This window comes from Abyssibius alkaniclasticus (assembly GCF_020447305.1).
Lineage (GTDB): Bacteria > Pseudomonadota > Alphaproteobacteria > Rhodobacterales > Rhodobacteraceae > Abyssibius > Abyssibius alkaniclasticus.
Window position 1 is genome coordinate 2,764,023 of the sequence record NZ_CP095732.1, and the last position, 11,235, is coordinate 2,775,257.

Annotated in this window: 11 protein-coding genes and 1 tRNA gene; 7 read left to right on the plus strand and 5 right to left on the minus strand. The window is 62.0% G+C overall.

Annotation, left to right across the window (positions count from 1 at the left end; genetic code table 11):
- Positions 1 to 228 precede the first annotated feature (228 nt).
- Positions 229 to 2,610 carry a glycosyltransferase gene (locus LGT41_RS13755; RefSeq protein ID WP_274127480.1) on the plus strand — a complete coding sequence of 794 codons (2,382 nt, stop codon included), beginning with the start codon at positions 229 to 231 and terminating at the stop codon, positions 2,608 to 2,610.
- A gap of 25 nt (positions 2,611 to 2,635) precedes the next feature.
- Positions 2,636 to 3,097 (plus strand): MmcB family DNA repair protein, encoded by a 462-nt coding sequence (locus LGT41_RS13760; RefSeq protein ID WP_274127481.1) that lies wholly within the window; start codon positions 2,636 to 2,638, stop codon positions 3,095 to 3,097.
- Here the strand turns inward: LGT41_RS13760 and LGT41_RS13765 are convergent.
- Positions 3,094 to 3,288, minus strand: a complete 195-nt coding sequence (locus tag LGT41_RS13765) for a DUF6324 family protein (protein ID WP_274127482.1) — start codon at positions 3,286 to 3,288, stop codon at positions 3,094 to 3,096. The genes LGT41_RS13760 and LGT41_RS13765 overlap by 4 nt on opposite strands.
- A 110-nt stretch (positions 3,289 to 3,398) precedes the next feature.
- Between LGT41_RS13765 and LGT41_RS13770 the strand changes: the two genes are divergently transcribed.
- Together LGT41_RS13770 and LGT41_RS13775 are read left to right on the plus strand one after the other, a co-directional pair.
- A tRNA-His gene (locus tag LGT41_RS13770) sits at positions 3,399 to 3,475 on the plus strand.
- A gap of 97 nt (positions 3,476 to 3,572) precedes the next feature.
- Positions 3,573 to 4,982 carry an aspartate aminotransferase family protein gene (locus tag LGT41_RS13775; protein ID WP_274127483.1) on the plus strand — a complete coding sequence of 470 codons (1,410 nt, stop codon included), beginning with the start codon at positions 3,573 to 3,575 and terminating at the stop codon, positions 4,980 to 4,982.
- A 4-nt stretch (positions 4,983 to 4,986) separates the two neighbouring features.
- Here the strand turns inward: LGT41_RS13775 and LGT41_RS13780 are convergent, their stop codons facing one another.
- Positions 4,987 to 6,372, minus strand: coding sequence for a PleD family two-component system response regulator (locus LGT41_RS13780; RefSeq protein WP_274127484.1), 1,386 nt, complete (start codon positions 6,370 to 6,372; stop codon positions 4,987 to 4,989).
- Between the two features lie 93 nt (positions 6,373 to 6,465).
- On the opposite strand from LGT41_RS13780, the gene LGT41_RS13785 reads away from it, so the two are divergent.
- From LGT41_RS13785 to LGT41_RS13795, 3 genes are all read left to right on the plus strand, one after another.
- Positions 6,466 to 6,744: a DUF3572 domain-containing protein gene (locus LGT41_RS13785; protein ID WP_274127485.1), complete on the plus strand. Its 279-nt coding sequence runs from the start codon at positions 6,466 to 6,468 to the stop codon at positions 6,742 to 6,744.
- Between the two features lie 145 nt (positions 6,745 to 6,889).
- Positions 6,890 to 7,585, plus strand: a complete 696-nt coding sequence (locus tag LGT41_RS13790) for an HAD family hydrolase (RefSeq protein ID WP_274127486.1) — start codon at positions 6,890 to 6,892, stop codon at positions 7,583 to 7,585.
- A 72-nt stretch (positions 7,586 to 7,657) separates the two neighbouring features.
- Entirely contained in the window at positions 7,658 to 9,208 is a 1,551-nt protein-coding gene (locus LGT41_RS13795; protein WP_274127487.1) for a trimethylamine methyltransferase family protein, read from the plus strand.
- 62 nt (positions 9,209 to 9,270) lie between these two features.
- On the opposite strand, the gene LGT41_RS13800 is transcribed toward LGT41_RS13795, so the two are convergent.
- The 3 genes from LGT41_RS13800 to LGT41_RS13810 all read right to left on the minus strand — a co-directional run bounded on the left by LGT41_RS13800 (position 9,271) and on the right by LGT41_RS13810 (position 11,171).
- Positions 9,271 to 10,023 (minus strand): RES family NAD+ phosphorylase, encoded by a 753-nt coding sequence (locus tag LGT41_RS13800; RefSeq protein WP_274127488.1) that lies wholly within the window; start codon positions 10,021 to 10,023, stop codon positions 9,271 to 9,273.
- Positions 10,001 to 10,393, minus strand: a complete 393-nt coding sequence (locus LGT41_RS13805) for an MbcA/ParS/Xre antitoxin family protein (RefSeq protein WP_274127489.1) — start codon at positions 10,391 to 10,393, stop codon at positions 10,001 to 10,003. Before LGT41_RS13805 ends, LGT41_RS13800 begins: the two co-directional genes overlap by 23 nt.
- A gap of 142 nt (positions 10,394 to 10,535) precedes the next feature.
- On the minus strand, positions 10,536 to 11,171 hold the full coding sequence (locus tag LGT41_RS13810; RefSeq protein ID WP_274127490.1) for an outer membrane protein: 636 nt from the start codon (positions 11,169 to 11,171) through the stop codon (positions 10,536 to 10,538).
- Between the last annotated feature and the right edge of the window lie 64 nt (positions 11,172 to 11,235).

Below are 11,235 nucleotides of genomic sequence, written 5' to 3' on the forward strand. Positions count from 1 at the left end.
GCTCCCTCAAAGATGAGTAAGGCCACTAGGATGCTTGCCCCCACGCGAAAGACAGCACCCGCCGACGACCAATTTAGGCGCTTGTGCGACGAATGAGAAGGGGCGATCGACAGAGAATTGTTACCATGACGCCGCGCAACTGGGCGGTTATCTGCGCCAATGGCTTGCGCAGCACCGCAGCTTGCCGCACAACACGCAGCATAGTGCTGGAACTGTGCAGGATATGTGGTGGCAGAACGCGCCGGTCAGACTGAAAACAAGGTGCTGTTGCTGTCGCCCTTTCCGCCGGCCAACGGCAAGGCGGCCGAACGCGGCGCGGCCCTTGCCCATGCCTTTGATGGGGCTGGCGCAAAGGTGCATACGCTTGACACACCGGGCAACAGTTTTGCCGCCCAGCACATCCACTTCATGCCCAAGCGCCGCTATCGGCGCGAGGCGGACAGCGTGTTGCAACAAGACTGGGCGCTGGTTGTGCTGGCCCCCGCCGCGCTGGACCTAGCGCGCATCCAAACCTCGGGTCGGCTGAAAACGCTGGCCGTGGCGGCGCGGCATCTTGGCCTGTTCATGCGGCTGGGGCTGGCGGGCAGGCGTGTGCTTGTGGTGCGCGGCGGCTCACATGCAGGCTCGCGCTGGCTGTTCTGGGCGGCCGCGCTTTTCCTGCTGGCCCTGCGCCCCTTTGCGCTGCGCATCACCCGCGCAACGCGGCCCGATGCGCTGGCGGCGCGCTATTTTGGCACCACCGGCAAGCTGCGCGATGAAACGCTCGATGCCGAAGATACGCTGGTGCGGCTGGCGGGCGGCGGGCTGCGGCTTTCCCCGGCATGGTTGCAGCGCGCCATCCTGAAAGCGCCCGAAGCACAGGGCCAGGCCCTGCGCGACCTTCTGCATACCGCGCAGTTTTACGCACGCCACGCGCCTGCGCCGTTTCAATCGGCGCCGCTTGGCCGGCAGATGCCGCAACCGCCAGCCGCGCTCAACGCCGTTTTGCACAGCGAGGACAGTCCGCTTGGCGCAATGGCGCTGCATTTGCGCAGCACCGAGCGGCTGCAAGACCGCTTCAACCCTGCCAAGCCAAGGGGGCGGGCGCAGTTGCTTGCCTGGTATGTGCAGCATGGCCCGGAACTTGCGCAAGCCGCCCTGCCCCTGCCCGCAGCACTGCTCAATGCCTATCAGGCATCGCTGTCCGGCAGTGATGGGCCAAAGACGGGGAGGCCAGAGACGGGCAAGCTGGTGGCCAGCCTTCAGGCGCATGTGCCTGTGATTGCGCGCCAGCTTCAGGGGCCGGGCCCAACCGCGCAACTGGCGCAAGATTTCGCAACCTTGCTGTTCCTCTCGCGCTTCACGGTCGATTTGCGCGCCTTGGCGCCTGACCTGGTGCGCTATTTTGAAACTGCGCTGCCCGGCGGGGTGCTGAACCGCTTTCAACTGCTGTGCGCCGTGCTGGCCCGAATGCCGGTTGCCGATGCAAAACAAGCCCAGAACCTTTGGCAAAGCGCCGAAATTGCCGACTGGTTCACGGCGCATGTTGTCAGCCAGGCGCCTGCACTTTCGGTATTCGCCACGCGACCCGCCCCGCCGCTTGCCGCCGAAATTCTGCTGACCGGGCCCGAGCAAGAGGGCACGGGTATCGGGCAGAACGCACAAATGTCGCGCGCGGCACTTGGGGGCATTGCCGTGAACCGGCCCGTGGCGCTGCACCATGTCAATGCCGACGCGCTTCCGGTGCAAATTCTGCGCCACGGCACGGGTGCGCATTTCAACATCGGCTTTATGTTGTGGGAGGCAGAGCAAATTCCCTTCAACCACTATCTTGCCGCCGAATGCCTGGATGCACTTTGGGCGCCCAGCCGCTTTGTCGCCGATATTTACGCGCGCGCCTTTCAACGCAAGGTGGCCACCGTGGGCAAGGCCATTGCGCTGCCGCGCGTGTCGCCACTGCCGCGCGCGCGCTTTGGTCTGGCCGACCATCACCACCTTGTGCTGACTGCGTTTGACGCGCATTCCTCGGTTGTGCGCAAAAACCCGCTGGCCGCGCTGCGTGCCTTTCAGGCGGCATTTGAGGGCGATGCCGATGCGCGGCTGATCATCAAATCCACCCCCCTGCCCGCCCATCACTGGGGGGATCCGGAGGGGCAGATGGCGGCAATTCAGGCCGCCGCCGACGCCGATGCGCGCATCATCATCAACACCGAATACCTGCCCTTTGACGCGCTTCTTGGCCTGATCGCCAGCGCCGATGTGCTGCTTTCACCCCACCGGGCCGAGGGGTTTGGCTATTTGCCCGCCTATGCGCTGGCACTGGGGCGCGCCGTGATTGCGACCGATTATTCCGGCACGCGCGATTTTATTACGCCGCAAACCGGCTTTCCGGTGGCCTGGACCCCGCGCGACATCCAGCCGGGCGACACGATCTATCCGCTTCAGGCCGCGCAATGGGCCGAGATTGATGGCGATGCGCTGGCGCAAACACTGGCTGCACATCGCGCCGAGCCGACCATCGGGCAGATGCGCGCAGCCGAGGGGCAAAGGCTGATGCAAAGCCACTATTCACAAAAAGCCCTTGCACAACGCTACCGCGCCGCACTTGCCGAATACGGGCTCTTGACGTGATGTTCACCAAATGTTCATGTATGTCATGGACGATTTAGCCCCGCACCTGCCCCCGCCAAGCCCCGGCCAGCTTCTGGCGCGCGGCGTCTGCCGGCATTTGCGCAGCTACGATTTCATCGGCCTGACCGAGTTTGTGCCCGCGCGCGGGCTGCGTGTGGATGTCATGGCGCTTGGCCCCAGGGGCGAGCTTTGGGTGATCGAATGCAAATCGAGCCGCGCCGATTTCATGGCCGATAGCAAATGGCAGGGCTATCTGCCGTTTTGCGACCAGTTCTTCTGGGCGGTCGACCAGGATTTCCCGACCGATCTGCTGCCAAAGGATACCGGGCTGATACTGGCCGATGCCTGGGATGGCGCGGTGCTGCGCCACGGCACTGCAACCCCGCTTCCGCCAGCACGGCGCAAGATGCTCACCCAGAAATTCGCGCGCAATGCCGCCGAACGCCTGCTTGGCCTGAGCGACCCGCGAGCGGCGGCGCGCTTTTAGCGCTTTTTGGCCTGTGCGCGGGCGGTGCGGGCGGCGGCCATCAGCTCTTCGGCAATCTCGTCGGCCTCGTCCGGCTCAAAGTCGAACGGCAGTTCCTGCGTGTCGGTTTCGACGTAAATCCGCACCATGCCCTGATCGGTCGGCCCGATCTGCAGGCTGGCGGAAATGTCGCTCTCTTTGTTGATACCCATGATCACCCTCTTTGTTTGCGCCACGGCTAACGCCTGGGGGCAAAAACTGCAAGTGGGCGTGCAACCGCTCTTGCAATCAGTTATGCTGCGCGGTAATGCACCCCCGGAGTGCCGACGTAGCTCAGTAGGTTAGAGCACTAGATTGTGGATCTAGGGGTCCCCCGTTCGAGCCGGGGCGTCGGTACCATCACCCTGCCAGCAGGCCGCCTGTCGTGCTGCGGCCCCTTGCAAACCCCCGTCAATCCACACTAGCTTGCAGCATCTCCAATTGAATGCAGGTTATCATGGATCATCGTAGCAACTACCCGTCGACCGCCGAAATGCAGGCGCTGGATGCCGCCCACAATTTGCACCCCTTCACAGATACCGGCGCGCTGAATGCCAAGGGCGCGCGCATCATCACTTCGGGCAAGGGTGTTTATATTCATGATTCCGAAGGCGCAAGAATTCTGGATGGTATGGCCGGTTTGTGGTGTGTGAACCTTGGCTATGGCCGCAAGGAAATGGCCGAAGTCGCCTATCGCCAAAGCCTGGAACTGCCATTTTACAACACCTTCTTTCAAACCAGCCACCCGCCCGCGCTGCAACTGGCCGCCAAACTGGCCGAGATCATGCCGCATGATCTGAACCGCGTGTTCTATGCCGGCTCGGGCTCGGAGGCGAATGATACCAATATCCGCCTGGTGCGCCACTACTGGGCCAGCCAGGGCAAGCCTGAAAAGAGCCACATCATCGGGCGCTGGAACGGCTATCATGGCTCGACAATGGGTGGTGGCTCGCTTGGTGGCATGAAGGGGATTCACGCCCAGGGCGGCCTGCCCATTCCCGGCATCAGCCATATCGACCAGCCCTATTGGTATGGCGAGGGTGGCGATATGTCGCCCGAGGAATTCGGCCTGCTGCGCGCGCGTGCCCTGGAGGCCGAGATCGAACGGCTTGGCGCCGACAAGGTTGCCGCCTTCATTGGTGAACCCGTGCAGGGCGCCGGCGGTGTGATCATTCCGCCAAGCACCTATTGGCCCGAAATCCAGCGCATTTGCCGCGAACATGATGTGCTGCTCATCGCCGATGAGGTTATCACCGCCTTTGGCCGCACCGGCAAGTGGTTTGGCTGCGAAACCTTCGGCATCCAGCCCGATATCATGACAATCGCCAAGGGCCTGTCCTCGGGCTATGCGCCGATTGGTGGTTCGATGGTGTCCGAACGCATGTGCAAGGTGCTGGACGAGGTGGGCGGCGAGTTTGCGCATGGCTATACCTATAACGGCCATCCGGTTGCCGCGGCTGTGGCGCTGGAAAACATCCGCATCATGCAGGAAGAAAAGATCGTGGAAACCGCCGCGGCCGATACGATGCCCTATATGGCGCAGCGCTGGGCGGAACTGGCCGACCATCCGATGGTGGGCGAGGCGCGGATCGTCGGCTTCATGGGTGCAATCGAACTGACCCCCGACAAAGCAGCCCGCGCGCCCTTTGCCGCCGATGAAGGCACGGTAGGTTACATGGTGCGCGAGCGTTGCTTTGCCAATGGTCTGGTCATGCGCCATGTGGGCGACAAGATGATCATCTCGCCTCCGCTGGTGCTAAACCGCGCCGAGATCGACCATTTCCTGGGACTGGCCGTGAAATCGCTTGATGAAGGCATGGCGAAAGCCAAGGCCGAGGGTGTGTTCGCGGCTGGCAAACGCGCCTGAAACCCTAGGCCGCCGAGGCGTAGAACGAGACAACGTTGCGCCCGGCGGCCTTTGATTTATAAAGCGCCAGATCGGCCCGGCCGATGACGGCCTGCGCATCGGTTTCGCCGATGCCGGCCACGGCCACGCCAATGCTTACGGTTATGGCGAGCTGGGCGCCATTGTCCAGCTTGAACGGGCGGGTTTCGACGGCCGCGCGAATGCGTTCGGCAACGGCCTGGGCGGCGGCATTATCGGCATCGGGCATGGCAACAAGAAATTCTTCGCCCCCCAATCGCGCCACAAGGTCAACACCGCGCACATTTTCCTGCAAGCGGCGCGCGAATTCGACCAGCACCGCATCGCCCGCTTCATGGCCGTGGCTGTCATTCACCTGTTTGAACCGGTCCAGGTCCAGCATCATCACCGTAAAAGGCCCGCCGCTTGCCTGCGCGCGGTCGACAATCCGGCCCATATGCTGCGTGCAATAGCGGCGGTTGAACAGCCCGGTCAGCGGGTCGGTCACGGCCATGCGCAACCCGTCGCGCACATTGCTGCGCAGCCGGTCGGAATAATGTTTGCGCCGCAACTGGCTGCGCAGCCGCGCGGTCAGCTCGTTCTTGTCATAGGGTGGCATGATATAGTCCGACGCGCCAAGGTCGAGCGCGCGTTCGGCGGTTTCCATCAGCCCGTCGCCCACCACGAATATGATGGCCGATTGCCGGGTTTCGTGCCGCGCGCGCAAGGCCGAGACAAGGCGCAGACCGTCCCCCCCCTTTTGCAGATGCTGATGAACGATATAGGCATCGGGCGATTCCAGCGTTGCAAGCGCAAAGGCCTCGCGCTCCGAGCCGGTTTCAAACACCTGAAGGTCGAGCTTTTCCTTCAGACAATGGCCCCAGCAGGCCGCCTCATCCGCCGAACTGGCTGTCAGCAGAACCGAGCCTGCAAGATCGCTTTCATGGCTCCACGCATCGACGAATTCGCTAAGCCCAAGCTCGCGCGTCGTCGAATCGCGCAAGCGAAGTTCGTCGAACATGATCTTCACGCGCACAAGGTTGCGCACGCGCGCAAACAGCGCCACATCGTTGATTGGTTTGGTCAAGAAGTCATCCGCCCCGGCATTAAGCCCGCGAATCCGCTCATCCGGCGCGCCCATCGCGGTGACCATCACCACCGGGATATGCGCGGTTTCCGGGTTGCTTTTCAGGGTTTTGCACACCTGATACCCGTCCATGTCGGGCATGATGATATCGAGCAGAATGATGTCGGGATGGGCCGAGCGCGCCAGATCCAGCGCCTCCTGGCCATTTGCGGCCTGAATCACATCAAAATACGCGGTTGCCAGTTTGGCCTTGAGAATCACGCGATTGGTCGCCACATCATCGACCACCAGTATACGCCCTGACATTGTGACCCCCGAAACGAAATTGAATGCACTAAAATACTTGCTAATAGCCCACCTTGGCCCAAAGGTGTTAACGAAACATTTACCGGCGATCATATGAACAGCGAACAGGCACAAAATCTGGCCCTTTTGGCCCTTGGCTGGATGGCCGCCGATGACGAGGTTATGGGCGGCTTTCTGGGCGCGTCCGGGTTGGACCCCGCCGATATTCGCGGCCTGGCGCACGACCCGGCCTTCATGGTGTCGGTGTTCGACTATATTCTCAGCGCCGATGCCTATGTTCTGGCCTTTGCCACAGCGCAAAACATCGCCCCTGAAAACGTGGTTGCCGCCCGCAACGCCCTGCCTGGCGGCGCGCCCGTGCATTGGACCTAGGGCGCGGCGGCAGCTTATACATTTGGCCGCAAGCGGTGGGGCCGCCACGTGTTTGGCGCAAAAATCCGAAATTCACCGCAATAGAATCGCCCGCGCTTTACCACGCGGCCGCTTTCTGCCATCAGGGGCCAAACACGGGGGGTTTATGGCAATTCACGGGCTGATATTTGATAAAGACGGCACTTTGTTTGACTTTCAGCAAAGCTGGGGCGCATGGTTCGCGCGCCTGCTGGACCGGCTCAGCGGCGGCGATACCGCGCGCCGCGATGCGCTTGCGGCGCGCATGGAATTCGACCTGGCCAGCAGCCGCTTTTACCCCGGCTCCATCTTCATTGCCGGCACGTCGGATGACATGGTCGCCCATATCGCCGATCTGATGCCGCATGAAACGCCGCAATCCATGCTGGCGCATATTGCCGCGATGAAGGCCGAGCCTGCACAGGTGCCCGCCCTGCCGCTTGCACCGTTTCTGTCTGGCTTGCGCGCCTCTGGCCTGGTGCTGGCCGTGGCCACGAATGATGCCGAGGCCCCGGCCCATGCGCAGCTAAAAACCGCCGGAATTCACGACCAGTTTGCCTATATCGCCGGTTATGACAGCGGCTTTGGCGCCAAGCCCGCCCCCGGAATGCTGCTGGGCGTGGCGCAAAAGATGGGCATTGCCCCGCACCACCTGGCGATGGTGGGCGACAGCACGCATGACATGGCGGCAGGCCGTGCAGCGGGAATGCATTGCATTGCTGTGCTGACCGGCCCGGCCACGCGCGCCGATCTTGTAACCCACGCCGATATCGTGCTTGGGAATATCGGTGAAATCCCCGAATACCTGTCTAAAACGACCTGAAATGTCGCCTTTGCTTTAGCGCCTGTCGCCCCCCACCCTTCACATGGGGCAAAGGTTGAACGAGGGTTGAGCATGGGCGACAGACTGATACGGCGGCACGGCGGGCGTGCGGGCAATGCGCGGCGCGACAGCCCGCGCACGATTGCGCAAATGCCCTGGGCGCCCCCCATAAACATCGACCGCCCGACCGAGCCGCTGGATGAGGGCGGCGTTGCCGCCATCCATGACTGTGCCATGCGCATTCTGGAAGAGCTTGGCATCGAATTCCTGAACGATACGGCGCGCGAGATCCTGCGCAAGGCGGGCTGCACGGTAAACGGCGACAATGTGCGCATAGGGCGCGATTTTGTCATGGCGCATCTGGCCCATGCGCCCGCCGAGTTCACCATAACCCCGCGCAACCCCGACCATGCGATCACGCTTGGCGGCAAGAATATGGTTTTCGTCAACGTCTCCTCGCCCCCCAATGCGATGGATCTGGACCGTGGCCGCCGGGTTGGAGACTTTGAAACCTTCCGCGATTTCATGAAGCTCACGCAATATTTCAACTGCATCCACGTGGCGGGCGGCTATCCGGTCGAGCCGGTGGATATCCACGCCTCGGTGCGGCATTTGCATTGCCTGTATGAAAAGCTGACACTGACCGACAAGGTCGTCCATGCCTATTCGCTTGGCACGGAGCGGGTGGAAGATGTGCTGGAAATGGCGCGGATTGCCTCGGGCCTGCCCGCCGAAGAATTCTTCGCCAAGCCAAGGCTTTACACCAATATCAACTCGTCTTCACCCCTGAAACATGACTGGCCGATGCTCGATGGCGCCATGCGCTTTGCCCGCCGTGGCCAGCCGGTTATCGTGACACCCTTCACGCTGGCAGGGGCGATGGCGCCGGTCACGATGGCCGGGGCCGTGGCGCAATCGGTGGCCGAGGGGCTGGCGGCGATTGTTTTGCTGCAAATCATCAACCCCGGCACGCCAGTGGTGCTGGGCACGTTCACATCGAATGTCGACATGCGCACCGGCGCGCCGGCCTTTGGCACGCCGGAATATATGCGCGCCACGCAGATGACCGGGCAGATGGCGCGGTTTTACGGCATTCCGCTGCGCGCCTCCAACGCCTGTGCCTCCAACGCGCCCGATGCGCAAGCCATGTGGGAAAGCATGAATTCGCTCTGGTCGGCCGTGCAAAGCGGGGTGAACATCGTCTATCACGCGGCGGGCTGGCTGGAAGGCGGGCTGATCGCATCTTACGAGAAATTCGTGATGGATTGTGAAGTTTTGCAGCAGATTCAACGCTATATGCAGCCGATCATCACCGATACCTCTGCCAGCGGCCTGGCCTTTGACGCGATGACCGAGGTCGGCTCGAACGGGCATTTCTTTGGCGCAGCCCATACGCAGGAACGCTATGAAAGCGCGTTTTATGCGCCGTTCCTGTCGGATTGGCGCAACTTCGAGGCCTGGGAGGCCGATGGCAGCAAGGATGCCGCCCAGCGCGCCAACGGGATCTGGAAGAAAATTCTGGCCGAATTCCAGCCGCCGCCGATGGATGAGGCGGTTCGCGAAGAACTTGCCGCTTTCGTTGCCCGCCGCGTGGCCGAAGGCGGCGCACCGACCGACTTCTAGCAAAAGCGCCGCGCCGCCCCGGGCTTGACCCGGGGCCTCTGCGTTCAGGTCGAGGCCCCGGGTCAAGCCCGGGGCGCGGTCGCATATGCGGCAAGGCGCGGGTCGGCGGCGAACCCGTCGCGTGCAAATTCCAGAGCGCGGTCGGGGTGTTCGCAACGCGCCTGCACATGGCTGTGCGAAATATTCAGCCACCAGCTTTGCCGCGCAACGGGCGCGGACTTTGCAAAGGCGGCGCAATCCAGCACCGCCAGATTGGCGCCGCGTTTCGGGCAACGGCAGGATTGATAGCGGATGATCTGCGCACCCGCCGCGCGCGCCTCACCCTCTAACGCCTGTGTTTTGCTGTAATCCGTCAGCCGGGTCCAATGCGCAGACTGTTCCGCATAAGGCGGTGCCATCAGGTCGAGCAGCGCCGATGTGCCCAACGCCACCGCAAAGGCCGAAACCTCGAACGGCGCGCGCGGCATGGGTGTGGCGGGCGATTCTGCAAAGAACAACAGCCGGTAGAAGGCCGCCTCGGCCAGGGCCGTGTCGACCTTTTCGGCGGCATAGAACACCCCCGGCGTAAGCCCGGCGCGGCGAAAACGCGAACCGTGCGGATAGGGCCGATACCGAAAGGGCGCGGCAAGCAGATAGTCAAGATGCTGGCAGGCTGCGGGCAGTGGAGGCTTGCTGGCCTCGATCAGGCTTTCAAGCACGGCCTGGTCATCCAGCGTATCGGCCAGCTTCATTGTGGCCACCCTGTGCTGCGCTTCCACCACGCGCCAGCCGCGCCCCTGCCACACGGTAAACTCAGATGGGCGCACGGCGGGCATCAAGATAGGCCACACAATCAACCAGCCCGGTGATGCTGGCAATCATCTCCAGCGGCACCTGCCCCAACGCCCGGTTATCGGCCCGCAACCAGGCGCGGGCAATCGCCTCATCGCCCGCGGCCATTGCATCGAGCCCGCGAAACAGGCGCAGGAACAGCACGCCAAGCTCAAAGGCTTTTTGCCCCGGTATCAGCAGCATAGCGCCCGATTTCAGCCGCGAAATGCTGGCGGCTGAAACCCCAAGCACCCCCGCCAAAGCCGCACCACCAAGGCCAAGACGGTCGGCGGCGCGCAGCACAGCCGTGGTCAGAACGCGGCCAGACTGGTCTTGCGGGGCATCGGATTGTGGTATCTGGTGGAGCGTAAACATCTTTCGCCTGCAACTTTTTTTGCGTATCGTTGCATATGAAATAGCATGGTCGCGGCAAATTTTCAAGCAGAATGCGAACAGCGCCGCTTTGACACGGCGCTGCCAGCCTTTTGATCAAACGCGCCGCATGTCGCGGCATTGGCTAGAAGCTGAAACCGGCCCGCAGGCTGATCGCGCGCGAGGCGTTTTCGAACGCATAGCCCGAATAGTAGAATTGATCATAATCACCGTTCAATTGCCGCGTCAAATACTCGACGCCGACAAATATCCGATCCGTCACCAGAACATCGACGCCGGCGCCATAGGAAAAGCCAGACCCGCTTGTGGCGGTCGCGGTGGTCGTTTCATTGCGTGTTGCGGTTGACCAACCAACCACACCATACACCATGACCCGATTCATCGCGTAACCAATCCGGCCCTTCAAGTCGAAAAAGTCGGAATAGGTATCGCCATCGACTTCGAGTGTCGTCGGGCCTGCCGTATAAGCCACCTCTCCACCAAGCACAAAATTGCCACGCTGGATATTATACCCGGCGAATCCGCCAATGCTGCTACCTTCAAAAATAAACGGGCCGCCGACAAAGCCGCCATTTTGAAAGTCATCAACGGAATCCCGGCCAAACACATAGCTTCCGCCAAGATAGAAACCGCCCCAATCGGCAGATGCGGGGGCTGGTGCCGCAGCCGGAGTAACCGGCATGGTCACTGCTGTCACACCATCCGCCGAGGCGGCTGATGCTATAGCGATACCAGAACAAAGGAGCGCAAAGACTTTCACGAGAACCTCCAAAATAAAGACGTCGCCATGCTATTGTAACCAATGAAAACGTCAATCTGAGTCG